Below are 15,925 nucleotides of genomic sequence, written 5' to 3'. Positions count from 1 at the left end.
GCCCACACCGACGTGCGTCCAATAGATAGATATGCATGATCTATCTCCAGAAGCGATAGATTGGTGCAATGGAACTACGTCACATCCGCTACGCCCTGGCAGTCGCGGAAGACAGACACTTCAGCCGTGCTGCCGCGCGGTTGCACGTTTCACAGTCCGCGTTGAGTGCCCAGATCAGAGACCTCGAAAAGGAACTGGGAGTCGAATTGTTCAACCGCAACAGTCGAAACGTCGGCCTGACTGCTGCCGGGGAGGTTTTCGTCGCCCGCTCCCGTGAGGTGCTCGGCGCCGTGTCGAGACTGGTCAGTGATGTCTCGGCACGGAGCAACGAGCAAGTGCGGCTGACGGTCGGCACCATCACCTCGGCGGGGCGCGTCGACGTCGGTCGTGCGCTGGCAGATCTGACACGCCGCCACCCTGCAATCAACATCACCGCGCGACCGTACGGCAGTGAAGTAGTTATCGAAGGAGTCCGGTCCGGCGCAATCGACGTCGGCATCGTCGGATTGGCCGCAGGTCGCTTACCCAAGAGCTTTGCCGCCGCACCGTTGTGGAGTGAACCCACCGCAGCGTTTGTTGCTCCCGACCATCCCTTTGCCCAGGCCTCGTCGATCAGACTCGAAGACCTACGGGATCACACTCTCGTGGACTTCGCCTCCGGCAGCGAGGCCCGTGTCCAAACCGACCAAGCCTTCGCCGAATCACAGGTCCCACGCGGAAAAACGCTCGAAGCCAACTCGGTGGACCTGATCTGTTCACTGACCGCCAACGGCCTGGGTGTCGGTTTGCTCCCCCAGTCCATGAGCGCCCTACATCCCGAACTGGTCTGTATTCCGATCACCGATGCCCCGCATCGGATCGTCCACGCAATTACCGAACCCACCCATTCGTCGGCGCTGGCCCGTGAATTCGTCGAACTACTCGCGGCGCAGTTCGCTACTTGAGCAGTTTCGACATTCGCCTGTCCGCCAACGGCTTACCGCCTGTCTGGCACGTCGCACAGTATTGAAAAGAACGCTCCGCGAACGACACCTCGCGTACGACGTCACCGCACACCGGACAGGGAAGTCCGGTGCGCGCATGTACTCGCATTCCCGAGCGTTTCTCACCTTTGAGCCGGGCCGCGTCCTGACCTTCCGAACGCTCGATCGCGTCGGCCAGCGTGGACCGCATCACGGCATACAGCGTCGAAATCTGCTCCGGCGTCAGCCTCGACGAGGTCGCGAATGGCGAAAGTTTCGCGGTGTGGAGGATCTCGTCCGAGTAGGCGTTCCCGATGCCGGCGATCAGCGACTGATCGACTATCGAGTTCTTGATCCGCGCCGACGTCCCGCCCAGAATCTCTGCGAACTCAGCTTCTGTCACAGCCATCGCGTCCGGCCCCAACCGGGCGATGCCAGGAACCTCCTGCGGATCGTTCACCACCCACACGGCGAGGCGTTTCTTGGTGCCGGCTTCGGTGAGATCGAATGCCGGCGTCAACCCTTCAGGTGTGAAGAAATGAACGCGCAGCGCCAACGGCCCCTTCCCCGGCTTCGGCGGCGTTGGCGACGGATTATCGAGCCACCGCATCCAACCGGCACGGGAGAGATGCGTGACCAACCACAACCCGTCGCAATCCAGAGCCAGATGTTTCCCGAAGCGGGCGGCGCCCGTGACGTCACGCCCTTGCAAAGCCGTGATCGGCGGATCGAAGGTCTTGAGCACACTCAATGCAGCGATATCGACGCGTCCCACTACTGCGCCGACCGCGTGCTGACGAAGGAACCCTGCCAGCGCTTCCACCTCGGGTAGTTCAGGCATGGCATCAGACTAACGCCGACCACGGACACTCACCGTGTGCTCAGTCCGTTTCGGTCAGCAGAACCACCGAGTGTCCACCGCGCGCCTTCGCTGCGTACATCGCGCGATCTGCACGTCGCAGCAAAGTGGGATAGGCGATGAGTGCATCGTCCGGCGATTCGAAAGGACCTGCGACCTTCGCGATTCCGACGCTCAGGGCGACCTCGGAATGGTCGGGAGCAGTGACCGTTGATCGCTGAAGTTCTTGTTCGAGTCGATCGACCGAGCGTTGATCGCCCGAATCGACGATGATGAACTCGTCGCCGCCGATCCGTGCGATCAAGGCCGCCGGGCCGGCGCATTCGACCAGTCTCGATCCGACCTTCTCGATCACAGCGTCCCCGACTGTGTGCCCATATTCGTCGTTGATGGTCTTGAATCGATCGATGTCGACAGCGGCGACAACGACAAGCGCCGAATTCGCGTACGACCGCTCCAGTAGCAGTCGCACCTCGTCGGCCAGTCCCCTCCTGTTGAGTAGTCCGGTCAGTGGGTCCAACTGCGAATTCAGCGCATCGGTGCCGAGGATGGAGAAGATGAACTGACAGGCAAAGGGGATCACGTAGATCGCCGCGCCGACGAGAACTGTCAAAGCGATCAGAACCGGAACATCCGAATAGTTCTCGACAACGGAAATGCGCGTCACAATGCCGATGACTACGACGAATACCCACAGCATGTGAAGGCTCTGTATTCGAGCATTGTGGAAGAACGCGATGTATCCGCCGATCACCGAGAACATCACGGCATGTGCCAGTGCCGCAAGTGGATTGGAATACAACAGCATTGCGGCCGCTATTCCCACTTCCGAATAGAGCACAAAGGCGTATGACCAGGAACGGGAGAGGTTGCGCCTCGTCGAGAGGGCGACGGCCATCATCACGGTTATGACGATGATGACTGCGTTCGCGGTGCGCGCGTGCGGAGTGGTCGGTCCCTGTGGACTGAAGCGAGTCAAGAACATGATCACGGTGACCAGCACCAACGAGCAGACGACAAGAAACCGCGAGGCGACGGTCAACCCTTTGTCCGCGAGATAGCGATTGAAGGTGTCGAATTGGTCCGGACGCCGATACCAATCGACAAGTTGAGAAGAGATCAGCCGGAATGCGGGGCCGGAGAGCGGTCGTTGAGACGCGACGGCGTCCGAACGCTCCACACTCTCGGCAGATTCCATAGGGTCAGGGTAATCCAGTCAACTCCCCGCAATCAGACAATTCTCACTGTTTGCCGTCCCACATCACAACTCGATCGCCGCCGGCGGCCTTCGCGCGGTACATCGAGGCGTCTGCTACTCGAAACAGTTCCGTCAATTCCTCGTCGGAAATGATCGAAGACCATTCGGCAGAGGTGATCGCGACTCCGACGCTGGTCGTCACCGCCGGATCACGATCGTCGATTCGGAGGTGCCTTCGTAGATTGTCCTCGAATGCGGGCGCTGCATCGACGTCGATCGTGTCCACCAAGACGAACTCGTCCCCACCGAATCTGGCGAAGAGCGCCTTCTCGCCGCCGCACCACCGCAGTCGATCAGCAATCTGACGAAGTACGAGATCGCCTTCTTCGTGCCCCCGCGAGTCGTTGACGCTCTTGAACGAATCGACATCGACGATCGCGACGACATACGACGACTTGCTCGACGCATGCCCCGTTGCCCCCATTTCGACAACAGCTCGCTGCAGCCCGCGCCGATTCAGAAGGCCGGTCAACGGATCCACATCCGAACTGTCCGCGTCGGAGCCGAGAAGTGAGAGGACGAACTGGCAGGCGAACGGGATGACCACGATCCCGGTGGCGATGATCAGACACAGTGCGGTGGCCAACGCAGGATCCGCGTAGACCGCGACCTTTCGGCCGACCACTGCCAGAACCACGATGGACAGAGCGATGTGAATCGCCTGGAGTCTCGCGTTGTGAAAATACGCGATGTAACCACCGATCAGTATCAAGAGCACGCACTGGATCAACCCGATGAAGGGGTCGTTGTTCAAGAAAACACCGACGAATACGCCGACCTCGCAATAGGCGACAAAAAAGTACGACCACCGACGCGTGATTTCGGGCAGAAGGCAGAAGAGCACGATCACCGCGACCGTGACTCCGATGATGACGGCGTTGACGACGCTGGTGACCTGGTTGTGCACGCCCGCGTCGCTGAAGCGCAGCAGAGTCATCGCAACGATGACCGTCGTCAGGGAACCGATGACCAGCAATCGGACGGCTAGCTCCAGGCCCTTCGTGGCGAGGTATCGATTGAAACTGTCGAATTGATCAGGACGCCGATACCACTGAACGAGAAGGTCGAAAGCCGACTTCACAGCTGATTTTTCACGGCCACGCGGCGCGGGCAGAATCGACTGCAGTCGGTCCTGCCCGAACGATGTCATGCGCAGATCATAGGTGCGCAGACCGTCGTTCGGGATCAAGAGCGCAGGATCGAGGCCGCAAATCCACGGTCGGTGTCAGCGCCGAACGAGGTACGTGTCCATGATCCAACCGTGCTTCTCGCGCAGCTCCGCCCGGCGCGCGACGATCCGATCTTCGACGTCGCGCAGGTTGCCGGAAATCAACTCCTCGTCCGCGGTTCCGAGGTATGCCCCCCACCAGATTTCGGCATGGTCTTCGGCCACCTGAGTGAAAGTGCAATGCGCGTCGAGCATGACGACGGCGTTGTCCACGCCGTCGGGCAATCCCTCGGCCAGTTTGCGGCCGGTCGTGATGTGGATGGATTCGCCGATTCGGTTGAGGACGATTCGGTGCTGTGCAGCCAACGACTGCACGCTGGTGATTCCCGGGATGACGGAGTAGTCGAACGTCACTCTCCCGCGAGCGAGCACGCGCTCGACGATCCGCAGAGTGCTGTCGTAGAGGGAGGGGTCACCCCAGACGAGAATCGCTCCGACGCCAGGTTCGGCCGCGAATTCCGCTTCGAATTTCGCGGCCCGACGCTCGTGCCAGTCCTCGACAACCCCCTCGTAATCGGTCGGGGTTCGGTCCCGCGGCGGGTCCGTGATCTCGACCACCTTGTAGTCGAGGTGAACGTGCTCGTCGAGGATGCCGGTTCGCAAGTCGACCAGAGCCTGCTTCTCGTCACCCTTTCCGATGATGAAGAACGTATCGGCCCTGTTCATGGCCTTGATCGCCTGAACCGTCACCTGGTCGGGATCACCCGCACCGATACCGATCACCAAGAGTTCGCGCATGTGCCGAGGCTATATTGCCGTGCGCCTTTATTAACCGCGGGAGGTTAATAAAGGCGCACGGCAAGGCAGGCCCTAGACTGATTCCCGTGACTGTCTCCACTGCTTACGAAGACCTCCTCCGGCTCGTCATGGAGACGGGTACCGCCAAATCCGATCGAACCGGAACCGGCACCCGCAGCATCTTCGGTCACCAGATGCGTTTCGATCTTGCCGACGGCTTTCCGCTCGTCACCACCAAGAAGGTCCACCTCAAGTCGATCGTCAACGAGCTCCTGTGGTTCCTGCGCGGCGACTCCAATGTGGCGTGGCTGCACGAGCACGGCGTCTCCATCTGGGACGAGTGGGCCGACGAGAACGGCGAACTCGGCCCCGTCTACGGCGTCCAGTGGCGTAGCTGGCCCACCCCTTCGGGCGAGCACATCGACCAGATCACGCAGACCGTCGAGACCCTGCGCTCCAACCCCGATTCGCGGCGGATCATCGTCTCGGCGTGGAACGTCGCCGACATTCCGCAGATGGCGCTGGCTCCATGCCACGCTTTCTTCCAGTTCTACGTCGCCGACGGAAAGCTCTCCTGCCAGCTGTACCAGCGCAGCGCCGACATGTTCCTCGGCGTTCCGTTCAACATCGCCAGCTACGCGCTGCTCACCCACATGATGGCCCAGCAGGCCGGACTCGGTGTCGGCGAGTTCGTCTGGACCGGCGGCGACTGCCACATCTACGACAACCACGTCGACCAGGTCACCGAGCAGCTCGGTCGCGAGCCCCTTCCGTTGCCGACCCTGAAGCTGAACAAACGCGACTCCATTTTCGACTACACCTTCGAGGACGTCGAGATCGTCGATTATCAGCACCACCCCGCGATCAAAGCGCCGGTAGCGGTCTGACGATGACCGATCGCACAGTCACCCTCATCTGGGCGCAGGCCCACGACGGCGTCATCGGCGTCGACAACTCGATCCCGTGGCGCGTGTCCGAGGACATGGCTTACTTCAAACGCGTCACCATGGGACATCCGGTGATCATGGGACGGCGCACCTGGGACTCCATTCCACTGAAGTTCCGGCCGTTCAGCGGGCGTCGGAACATCGTCGTCACGCGCGATCCGCAATGGCAAGCCGAAGGCGCCGAGGTAGTCCACAGGCTGGACGACGCCTTGGCGTTGCCGGACGGTGACGTATTTGTCGTCGGAGGCGGGCAAATTTATTCGGCTGCACTGCCATTCGCGACGCATCTCCTGGTGACCGAGGTCGACCTCGACATCGCCGGTGATGCCTTTGCTCCCGAGATCGGCCCCGAATGGAACCTGAAGTCCGACGAGCCCTGGCAGACCTCGGAGAAGAGCGGGCTGCGCTTCCGCTGGCTGGAATACACGCGCTGACCGACTTCCGCCGATAACGAGGCACCTCGCGAGTGAGTCGGTCATACTCCAAGAACGACATTCACCGCTTCCGAGAGGTCTTCGATGGACAAGAAGTCACTGACCGCTCTCGCTCGCCAACAGCTGAAACTGGCGGGCTCGGCGACCAGCGGTCGCAGTTCACAAACCGTCTACGGCGGCCACCAGCGCAGCCTGCGACAGACGGTGATCGCCCTGAGCGCCGGCAAGAGCCTCGCCGAACATGACAGTCCGGGCGAAGCCACACTGTTGGTCCTGAGCGGGAAGCTGAATCTTGTGTGTGGGAGCGACCAGTGGAAAGGATCCACCGGTGATTTCCTCACCGTGCCGGCCGACCGCCACAGCGTCGAAGCGCTCGAAGACGTTGCATTTCTGCTCACCGTCGCTATGAAGGGTTGAAGTCGGTACCGTCTTCCGGGTGAGCGAAACCGTGATCGAAGTGTCCATCGTCGCAGCCCCGTCCGTTCTGTGGCCCGCCCTGCGCGACCCGTCGCTGATTCGTCGTTGGTTCGGCTGGGAGTACGACGGTCTCGACGACGAAATCGCCCAGATCTACTCCACCGCTGAGGCCGATCCCGAGGCACTGACGCTGAAACTCGGAAACGGTGACCGCTTCTCACTTCTCGAACAAGACGGCAAGACGGTCGTCCGCATCGATCGGCCGGCCAAATCTGCCGACGACGACTGGTACGACGACATCACCGAGGGATGGACGACGTTCCTCCACTTGCTCAGATTCGCAGTGGAGCACCACGGACTCGCTGAGCGAAGAACCATCTATCTCGACGGCCTGCTGCTCCCTGGCGAGAATGCGGCAACCGTCCTCGGGCTCACCGAAATCGAATTGGAAGCGGGAAGTCGGTACGCGGCGACAATCGCTCCCGGCGACTATTTCGAAGGCGTCGTCGACTACGTCACCGATCACCAATTCGGGTTGACAGTCGAAGATCTCGGCCCTGGTCTACTCTCTGTCGCGACCCAGTCGGTAACTCCGCAGCGGCCAGACGGAGGCATGTCCATCCTGCTGACCACCTACGACCTGAGCGATGACGAGTTCGACGAAATCAAGCATCACTGGTCGTCGTGGTGGGAAGGTCGCCGTCAGGAGGGCTGACGTTCCGCGAGGCGATATGCTTCGACCATGGTCGAAGCATCGGGTCACAGTCCGGCACGCACGTTCGGCGAGTTGCTCGACCGCCTGGGCGATTCCAATGCAGACATACCGACACTCCACCGTCTGCTCGAGGCGGTCCTGGTGGTCGGTTCAGGTCTGGATCTCGACCTGACTCTCCAACGGATCATCACCTCTGCGACAACGGTTCTGGATTGCCGCTACGGCGCCCTGGGGGTTGCGGCGCCGGGGGGCGGGCTCTCGGAATTCGTGTACGAGGGAATCTCCGGGTCCCAACGGGCGACCATGGGGCATTTCCCCGAAGGTCATGGCGTTCTGGGTGTTCTGATGAATCACCCGCAGACTTTGCGTGTGGCGCATCTCGGCGACCATCCCGAATCGGTGGGATTCCCCGCGAATCATCCACCGATGGAGAGTTTCCTCGGGGCGCCGATCATGATGCGAGGAAAGGTGTTCGGAAGCATCTACCTGACTGAGAAGCGCGGAAAAGCCGAGTTCACCCAAGAAGACGAGGTCATTCTCGAGGCCCTCGCCATCGCAGCCGGCATCGCTGTGGAAAACGCACGGCTGTTCGAGCAGTCACGAACTCGTGAAAGATGGCTCACCGCAACATCTGCCATTCGCTCGCGGTTGCTGGCCGGTGACTCGCTCGAGGACGGCCTGCAACTTCTTGCCAGTCGCGTTCGGGACCTGACCGGCGTCGACGACGTGATCGTGGTGATCTGCGAGAACGGATACGCACAGGTTCACGCTGCGGCCAGCGCCCGAACCACGTCACGTGGAGTCAGAATTCCAGCGACGACCTATCCGTTCGACGTGGTGCGGAGCACTCGAAAGCTACAGGTACTCACCACTTTAGGCGCACTCACCGAACTGGTGCCGTCGGCCGGAAGTGCGGTCGTGGCACCGATGTGCGTCGCCTCGGGTGTAGTCGGCGCGGTCATCGTGGCGTCGAACTCGACCAACACGCACTGGGATCACGACGAACTGACCCGGATCGAGTCGATGGCCGAACTCGGCTCCGTTGCAATCGAGTTCGACGAGAAACAAAAGGCGCAACGCCTGTTGTCGGTTCTCGCGGACCGCGACCGCATCGCACGAGATCTGCACGACAACGTCATCCAGCGACTGTTCGCGAGCGGAATGAGCCTGCAGAGCACGCTTCCGGACGAGACCCTCCCGGAGTCGGCGCGCGCGATTGTCAAACGATCCCTCGAACAGCTCGACAAGACAGTCCGCGAGATTCGGACAACCATCTTCGATCTGCAGACTCCCACAGCCACCGATTCGTCGAGCCTGCGCCGACGCCTCCTCGATGTCATCGGCGACGCCACCGCACAGTCCGCCGTGACCCCCAGCGTCCAATTCTCCGGCGCCATCGACACTCTGGTGAATCCCGGGATCCACCAGCACGCCGAAGCTGTGCTGCGTGAGGGGCTGAGCAACGTCCTTCGGCATGCACACGCACACCACATCACCATCGCAGTCACCGCGGACGTCGAATTTGCGATCACGATCGAGGACGACGGCGTCGGACTCCCCTCCGACTTCCACAAGAGTGGACTTCACAATCTCGAGCGCCGTGCCGAACATTGCGGCGGTACGTGCACGATCGTCAACCACGATCCGAGCGGTGCACGCCTGCTCTGGCGAGTACCGCTCGGGCGCACCAACTCGAATCGACCGAAGTCCGGTCGGTAGACCTATCGACTGCCGCTGCGGATTTCGGTGGCCAGCACCGCAGCCTGAGTACGACGCTGCATGCCCAGCTTCGAGAGCAGACGCGTCACGTAGTTCTTGACTGTCTTCTCCGCGAGGAACAATCGCGCGCCGATCTCCCGGTTGGTGAGTCCCTCTCCGATGAGGTCGAAGACTGCTCGCTCCTGATCGGAAAGTTCGGCCAACGGATCAGCTGTGCGGTCGCTACGGATCCGCTGCATCAGCGCCTCCGTCGCCCGACTGTCGAGCAGTGAACCGCCGCGCCCGACTGTGCGGACCGCAGCGACCAGATCGGTTCCGAGAATCTGTTTGAGGACAAATCCCGAAGCGCCCGCCATGATCGCGTCGAGTAGTGCCTCGTCGTCCGCGTACGACGTGAGCATCAGGCAGCGCAGGTTGGGCAGCATCGAGCGCAGTTCGCGGCACAGTTCGACGCCGTTGCCGTCCGGCAGCCGTACGTCCAGAACCGCGACGTCGGCATTGCTCTGCGGTACCGCAGCCAATGCTTCTCCCACGGATGCGGCCTCACCCACCACCACGAAGTCTTCGACCCCGCCGAGTAGGTCGAACAATCCGCGTCTGACGATCTCGTGATCGTCGACCAGGAATATCCGCGTTGTCATCGATCCCCTCCAAAAGACATCTCACGTCGAACGGTACCGGAGACGGTGGACTCAAAAGTCATTGAATGCATTCTCTTCACTTGTTGACGTGCCGGACGATGAGAACCGGGCAATCCGCAGTATGGAGCAGTGCCCGACTGGTCGATCCGAGGAGCATTCCCGCGAATCCGCCGCGCCCGCGACTGCCGACGACGATCAATTGCGCCGTCTCCGCGTATTCACTGAGAACGCGGACCGGACGGTCACGCGCGACGACTCTCTCGACGACGACGTCTGGGTAGCGCTCGGTGAAACCAGCCAATTGCTCGGCAAGGACAACTTCCTCACCTGTCTGGATGCTGCTCCACAGTGGATCGTCGGGGGTGGCGCCCAGGGAGGGCTGCACGCTCACATCGCTCCACACGTTGACGGCGATCAATGTTGCACCCCGAGCGGATGCCTGTTCGAAAGCATGCTCGACTGCCTCGATGCTGCTTTCGGATCCATCGACGCCGACGACGACAGGACCTTCGGTCGGCGGTCGACCATCAAGCGTCCGGCCCCGGACTACCGCCACCGGAGATTCGCCGTGCGAGACGACCGACACCGTCGCGGAACCGACGACCAATCCGGTGAATTCACCATGCCCGCGGGGCCCGAGCGCAATGATGTACGCGCCCTTGGACAATTCGATCAGGCGATCGGAGACGCTGCCGTCGAGTAGTTCGGTGACGATCTGGAGGTCGTCGTCGATGCTTTGTCGCGCGAGGATCTGCGCGCTGTCCAGACGAGCGGTGGCAGTGCGGCGAAGTTCGTCCTTGAAGCTCTCGGCGAGGTACGGCTCGGAGTAGTAGAAAGCGGGGATGTGCACCACCGTCGCGATGTGCAGCGGACGACCGAGCGCCACCGCCGTTCGAGCGGCCCAGACGACAGCCGACGACGCCGATTCCGAGCCGTCCACTGCCACGACTACGGGTTTGGTTGCACTCATGTTCGTCCCTCCACGATCGACCAGAGAATCTCTTCGCCCTCACACTATTGCCCAATGACGGCAAAAAGGATTCATCAGCCGACGCGAGTCCCGAATCGGACATTCGGAGTTCGGGTGGACTGCGGCAACGGCCCCGCCAACATCCCTTTCGGGCGTCAACGAGGCCACCGGTGCCGGATTCGCACGCAAACCCTGGCTACTCGATCCACGTTAGGCGAAGAACCCGACCGGTCAGAAGTGAAAAAAGTCCCATATGAAAGCGCCGAAAATCGGGTTTCGTGCGCAAGAGATCCCGAATCACCCGCTCTGCTGTGCGCCTTTATTAACCGCCGGCGGTTAATAAAGGCGCACGGCAGGGTCAGTCACAAATCTTGCGGAACTTCTCGATCAGCTGAACACGGCCGTTGCGATCGGCCGCCAACGGCGTGACGTTGAGCGTCGTGACGCCAGCTTCGGCGAAGGCTGCGACGCGTTCCTTGACGTAGCTCTCGGGACCGATCAATGACACGGCGCGAACCAGCTCGTCCGGGACCGCTGCTGCGGCCTCGTCCTTCTTGCCCGCGAGGTAGAGATCCTGAATCTTCTCGGCGGCCTCTTCGTAGCCGTATCGCACCGCGAGGTCGTTGTAGAAGTTCTTGCCCTTGGCGCCCATGCCGCCGATGTAGAGCGCAAGGCTCGGGCGCACCCAGTCGAGCATGTGGTCGACGTCGTCGCCGATGGCCAGGGCCGGCGACGCGTACACCTGAAGCTCGCCGAGGCTCGGATCGCGCTTGGCCTTGCCCTTCGCAATCGGCTCGCCCCATACGCTTGCTGCCTTTTCCGGATGGAAGAAGATGGGTTCCCAGCCTTCGGCGATCTCAGCCGTCAGTTCGACGTTCTTGGGTCCGAGCGAAGCGATCAGGATCGGGATGCGCTCACGCACAGGATGATTGATCAGCTTGAGCGGCTTGCCCAGTCCGGTGCCCTTCTCGGCAGGGAGCGGAACCTGGTAGTACTTGCCCTGGTATTCGACCTTCTCGCGGCGCCACACCTGACGGCAGATCTCGACGACCTCACGCGTGCGTCCCAACGGAGCGTCGTACTTGACGCCGTGGAATCCCTCGATCACCTGCGGTCCGGAAGCACCCAGGCCCATAACGAAGCGACCGTTGGAGACGAAGTCCAGGCCCGCTGCCGTCATGGCGGTCAACGAGGGCGTACGGGTGTAGATCTGGAAGATTCCCGAAGCGAGTTCGATGGTGGACGTCTTGGCCGCCAGGTAACCGAGCTGGCTGACCGCGTCGAAGGAATACGCTTCCGGAACGAAGGCGATGTCCAGGCCCGCCTTCTCCAGGTCACCGACCTCTTCGACGGTTTCGGCGAACCCGCCGCTGTAGTTCAAACCCATACCGATACGCACGTTGTAACCCCAATCCAGACGATTGCCGCCGTGTGCGACGCGCACACAGCCTTGGTACTCCCATCGAACACTTAACTCACATCGAACACTACGGAACATGAGTCCGCATTCATGTGACTACCCCGTTCGTATTCGATGACCGAAACGAACGGGGTAGCGGGAGAACCTGGAGAGGTCAGGATTCTTCGGGACGAACCACCATGACGGGGCACTTAGCCGAAGCGATCAGAGTATTGCTGGTCGAGCCGAGGAGCATGCCACGGAATCCGCCACGGCCACGGCTGCCGACTACAACAAGCTGCGCTTTTGCCGACCAGTCCAGCAGCCGTCCTCGCGGGTTGTCGAGGTATACCTCGCGCCGGACCTTCACGTCCGGGTATTGCTCGGACCAACCGGCCAAGCTCTCGCTGAGTACTGCGTGCTCTTCCTCTTCGAGAGACTGCGGGGCGAGCGCAGCTGCCCTCGGGTCTTCGAATGCCGCGCTACCGAGGTCACTCCACACGTGCAGCGCCACCAACTCGGCACCGCGGAACGCTGCTTCCTCGAATGCCGCGCCCACTGCTTGCGCGCTGAGCGCACTGCCGTCGACGCCGACCACGACGGGTCCCTCCGAAGGCACTGCGCCGTCGCGGTCCCGCACGACGATGACCGGGCACTTGCCGTGACTGGCAACACCGACCGCTGTATTGCCGAGAACTGCCGTCGCCGCCTTGCCTGAAGCGGACGCTCCGACAACGACCCGCCTGGCCTGCGCCGAACTCTCGATCAACCACTGAGTTGCGCTGCCGATGGCGATTTCGGTGTGAACTTCGAGTTTCGGATCGATCTCATGGGCGAATTGTTCCGCCTCTGCCAAGATCGCTTTTCCCGCCTCTTCGACCCATTCGTACACCCCACCCGCGTCGACGTACGGTCCGCCGAAACCGTAAGGCGCGAAGTCGAGAGCGTGGATGATGTCGAGTCGTAATTCGCGCTGGGCGGCGATTTTCGCGGCCTCGCGGAGCGCAGTGGACGCAGTGTCCGAACCCTCGACTCCGACAACAACACTGTTATGTTCGCGTGAACTCATGTGCCCACCTTCCTGAAGAAGTAACCGAGCCACTTTCACTCTAACCATCCCACTTGTCCGGCTTTTTTGGGGTCGCCCCCTCTACATTTCGGGGACTTAGGTCCCCGAAACTGTTGACGGATAGGAGAATTAGCAGAGCAATCAGGACCAGGTGTGAACGGGATCTCCCGCCCGCATGTTCTCGACGTAACCGCGGAGCATTCCGGTGAGCGCAGTCGAGCGGTCCGCGCCCGAGGCCTCCGCGCGCGCCACGTGCTCTCGTTGCCAGGCGGCACCGGTCTGCCGATTCAGGCACCGCCCCTCGATGACGCCGAGATACCGATCGCGGGCCGCGGCGGACAATCCGAAGTCCGCCAAACCCTCGTACGCCAACGGCAGCAGCCTTCGCAGGACCAACTCGTCGGCACCGACCCAACCGATCTCCGGCCAGTACAAAGTTGCGTCGAGTCCGTACTTGGCGCCGATGTGCAGGTTCTCTTCTGCCGCATGGAACGACATGTGCGACCACAGTGGCCGCTCCGCGTTCACCAGCGCCCGAACTGTGCCGTAGTAGAAGGCCGCATTGGCCATGATGTCGACGACAGTCGGTCCGGCCGGCAGCACTCGATTCTCGATACGCAAGTGCGGCTTGCCATCCGAGCAGTCGTACACCGGACGATTCCAGCGATAGACCGTGCCGTTGTGCATCTGAAGCTCGCTCAACTCCGGAACCCCGCCCGCCGCGAGCACTTCCAGTGGATCGGTGTCCGACACGTCAGGCAGCAGGGCCGGGAAGTACCGTGAATTCTCTTCGAACAAGTCGAGCACCGAGTGGATCCACCGCTCACCGAACCACACCCGCGGCCGCACACCTTGGTTCTTCAGCTCGAAAGTTCTTGTGTCCGTGGCCTGCTCGAAGATCGGGATGCGCGATTCGTGCCAGAGCGCCTTGCCTGCCAGGAAAGGAGAATTGGCCGCCAACGCCACCTGTACGCCGGCCAGACACTGCGCGGCATTCCAATGCGCGGCAAACTCTTCCGGCGCAACGCGGAGATGCAACTGCATGGACGTACATGCCGCCTCCGGGACTACCGAATTGGTATCGGCCCGAAGAATTTCCACGTCGCTGCCAGGTAGCGCGACGCCTTCGACGTCGAGTTCGATGTCCTCGCCTCGAGCGGTGAAAATTTGCTCGTTGAGCAATTCGTAACGCGGGTTCGCGGTGATCCACTCTCGATCGAGATGCTCGAGTTGCAGGGTCGGCAGCATCCCGATCATCACCATCTCGGCGTCGTGCGCATGGATTCGCGCGTCTGCGACGTCGAGGGAGGCGCGCAGTTTCTTTTCCAATTCGAAAGTTGCATCACCGGTGAGTGGGCCGGGTTCAACGTTCATCTCGACGTTGAACTGTCCGAGCTCGGTTTGGAAAACCGCAGCGTCGTCGATGGATTCGAGCACTTCACGGTTGGACATCGCAGGAGCCATGTCCCCGTTCACCAGGTTGAATTCGATCTCCATGCCCAGCAGCGGCGCCGGCTTGTCAACGGCGTCTCGGAAGTCACCACCGTCGAGCATCTGCTTCATGGCGTCGACGCATGACCGCACTTTCTTGCGAAAGAGCCTACGGTCCGCCCGCGTGAATTCTCGCGCCGTGACTTCTGCACCCATCGCGCATTCCCCCTTCGACGATCAACGTCACTGAAGGCTATCCGGCCGGTGTCACCGACAAACGAGAACTGCGGTGGCACCGGGAAGAATTTCCCGACGCCACCGCAGTTCTCCGAAAGTTTCTCTTACGAGTTGTCTACCCAGGTGACAGCCACGCCGCGAGCCTGCAGCCACGCTGCGGGGTCGACCTTTGCGCCGTTCTCGGCAACCTCGAAGTGCAGGTGCGGGCCGGTGGACTGGCCACGGTTACCCACTGTGGCGATCTGCTGGCCAGCATTGACGCGCTGGCCGACGTTGACCTGGTAGTCGTTGACGTGGCCGTACGTGGTGACCGTGCCGTCGTCGTGCTGGACGCGAACCCAGAGGCCGAAACCTGACGCCGGGCCGGCGTCGATGACCTGGCCGTCTGCTGCAGCCAGAATCGGCGTACCGATCGGAGCCGCGATGTCGAGACCGCCGTGGTGTGCTCCCCAGCGCGAACCGAAGGTGGAGGTCAGCGTTCCGGACACCGGCTGCACGGTGCGAGCAGAGGTGCCGGGGTTGATCCCCGCGAGGAACTGCTGTGCCTGCGTGTTGAGATCGGCAGCAAAATCGGGAAGCTCGGGAATGTCGAGAGCGGGAAGTGCCGCCAATTCAGCCGGAACGACAACGCCCTCGGGGAGCAGACCCTGCGGGATTTCGATGCCGGCGATGGTCTGTGTTGCCGGCGCCGCAGCAGCGGTTCCTGCACCCATCTGGCCTGCACCGACGAGGAGTGCACCGGTAGCCGCAGCTACGACACCCGCCTTGACACCGGCACCAGGGCCAGCCGACGGGGTGCGGTGGCGGCCGCTTGCTGCCTCGGGATCGATCTCGAAGACAACATCGTCATTGCCCGTGCGGTGGTGGTTTCCCACAGTGTGTACTCCGTCAGTCGTCGGCG

General features: G+C 61.7%; 16 protein-coding genes. 6 read left to right on the top strand and 10 right to left on the bottom strand.

Features of this window, described 5'->3' with window-relative positions:
- The first annotated feature begins 68 nt into the window (after positions 1-68).
- Positions 69-944 (top strand): LysR family transcriptional regulator, encoded by an 876-nt coding sequence (locus tag H351_RS10800; protein ID WP_019744779.1) that lies wholly within the window; start codon positions 69-71, stop codon positions 942-944.
- On the opposite strand, the gene H351_RS10795 is transcribed toward H351_RS10800, so the two are convergent.
- The 4 genes from H351_RS10795 to cobF all read right to left on the bottom strand — a co-directional run bounded on the left by H351_RS10795 (position 937) and on the right by cobF (position 5,045).
- Entirely contained in the window at positions 937-1,803 is an 867-nt protein-coding gene (locus H351_RS10795) for an Fpg/Nei family DNA glycosylase (protein WP_019744780.1), read from the bottom strand. The genes H351_RS10800 and H351_RS10795 overlap by 8 nt on opposite strands.
- A 40-nt stretch (positions 1,804-1,843) precedes the next feature.
- Positions 1,844-3,019, bottom strand: coding sequence for a GGDEF domain-containing protein (locus tag H351_RS10790; RefSeq protein WP_019744781.1), 1,176 nt, complete (start codon positions 3,017-3,019; stop codon positions 1,844-1,846).
- 43 nt (positions 3,020-3,062) lie between these two features.
- Positions 3,063-4,229 (bottom strand): GGDEF domain-containing protein, encoded by a 1,167-nt coding sequence (locus H351_RS10785; RefSeq protein ID WP_244891474.1) that lies wholly within the window; start codon positions 4,227-4,229, stop codon positions 3,063-3,065.
- A gap of 75 nt (positions 4,230-4,304) precedes the next feature.
- Positions 4,305-5,045, bottom strand: coding sequence for a precorrin-6A synthase (deacetylating) (cobF, locus tag H351_RS10780; RefSeq protein ID WP_029255948.1), 741 nt, complete (start codon positions 5,043-5,045; stop codon positions 4,305-4,307).
- 86 nt (positions 5,046-5,131) lie between these two features.
- Between cobF and H351_RS10775 the strand changes: the two genes are divergently transcribed.
- The 5 genes from H351_RS10775 to H351_RS10755 all read left to right on the top strand — a co-directional run bounded on the left by H351_RS10775 (position 5,132) and on the right by H351_RS10755 (position 9,277).
- On the top strand, positions 5,132-5,932 hold the full coding sequence (locus tag H351_RS10775; RefSeq protein ID WP_029255949.1) for a thymidylate synthase: 801 nt from the start codon (positions 5,132-5,134) through the stop codon (positions 5,930-5,932).
- A 2-nt stretch (positions 5,933-5,934) separates the two neighbouring features.
- On the top strand, positions 5,935-6,426 hold the full coding sequence (locus H351_RS10770) for a dihydrofolate reductase (protein ID WP_029255950.1): 492 nt from the start codon (positions 5,935-5,937) through the stop codon (positions 6,424-6,426).
- A gap of 84 nt (positions 6,427-6,510) precedes the next feature.
- The gene (locus H351_RS10765; protein WP_003946336.1) at positions 6,511-6,843 is read left to right on the top strand and encodes a cupin domain-containing protein; all 333 of its coding nucleotides are present in this window, start codon (positions 6,511-6,513) and stop codon (positions 6,841-6,843) included.
- A gap of 19 nt (positions 6,844-6,862) precedes the next feature.
- Positions 6,863-7,558, top strand: a complete 696-nt coding sequence (locus H351_RS10760; protein ID WP_029255951.1) for a hypothetical protein — start codon at positions 6,863-6,865, stop codon at positions 7,556-7,558.
- A gap of 27 nt (positions 7,559-7,585) precedes the next feature.
- On the top strand, positions 7,586-9,277 hold the full coding sequence (locus H351_RS10755) for a sensor histidine kinase (protein WP_021332279.1): 1,692 nt from the start codon (positions 7,586-7,588) through the stop codon (positions 9,275-9,277).
- A gap of 2 nt (positions 9,278-9,279) precedes the next feature.
- On the opposite strand, the gene H351_RS10750 is transcribed toward H351_RS10755, so the two are convergent.
- The 6 genes from H351_RS10750 to H351_RS10725 form a co-directional block, all read right to left on the bottom strand.
- Positions 9,280-9,918, bottom strand: a complete 639-nt coding sequence (locus H351_RS10750; RefSeq protein WP_019744786.1) for a response regulator — start codon at positions 9,916-9,918, stop codon at positions 9,280-9,282.
- Between the two features lie 76 nt (positions 9,919-9,994).
- The gene (locus tag H351_RS10745) at positions 9,995-10,888 is read right to left on the bottom strand and encodes a universal stress protein (RefSeq protein WP_029255952.1); all 894 of its coding nucleotides are present in this window, start codon (positions 10,886-10,888) and stop codon (positions 9,995-9,997) included.
- Between the two features lie 358 nt (positions 10,889-11,246).
- Entirely contained in the window at positions 11,247-12,287 is a 1,041-nt protein-coding gene (locus tag H351_RS10740) for an LLM class F420-dependent oxidoreductase (protein WP_007727670.1), read from the bottom strand.
- Between the two features lie 175 nt (positions 12,288-12,462).
- Positions 12,463-13,356 carry a universal stress protein gene (locus H351_RS10735; protein ID WP_019744789.1) on the bottom strand — a complete coding sequence of 298 codons (894 nt, stop codon included), beginning with the start codon at positions 13,354-13,356 and terminating at the stop codon, positions 12,463-12,465.
- A 141-nt stretch (positions 13,357-13,497) separates the two neighbouring features.
- A complete protein-coding gene (locus H351_RS10730) occupies positions 13,498-15,003 on the bottom strand; it encodes a glutamate-cysteine ligase family protein (protein ID WP_029255953.1) in 1,506 nt (501 codons plus the stop codon).
- Between the two features lie 125 nt (positions 15,004-15,128).
- On the bottom strand, positions 15,129-15,899 hold the full coding sequence (locus H351_RS10725; RefSeq protein ID WP_003946431.1) for a M23 family metallopeptidase: 771 nt from the start codon (positions 15,897-15,899) through the stop codon (positions 15,129-15,131).
- Between the last annotated feature and the right edge of the window lie 26 nt (positions 15,900-15,925).

Source organism: Rhodococcus erythropolis R138 (genome assembly GCF_000696675.2).
GTDB lineage: Bacteria > Actinomycetota > Actinomycetes > Mycobacteriales > Mycobacteriaceae > Rhodococcus_F > Rhodococcus_F erythropolis.
This window is presented reverse-complemented; position numbering and strand designations above follow the sequence as displayed.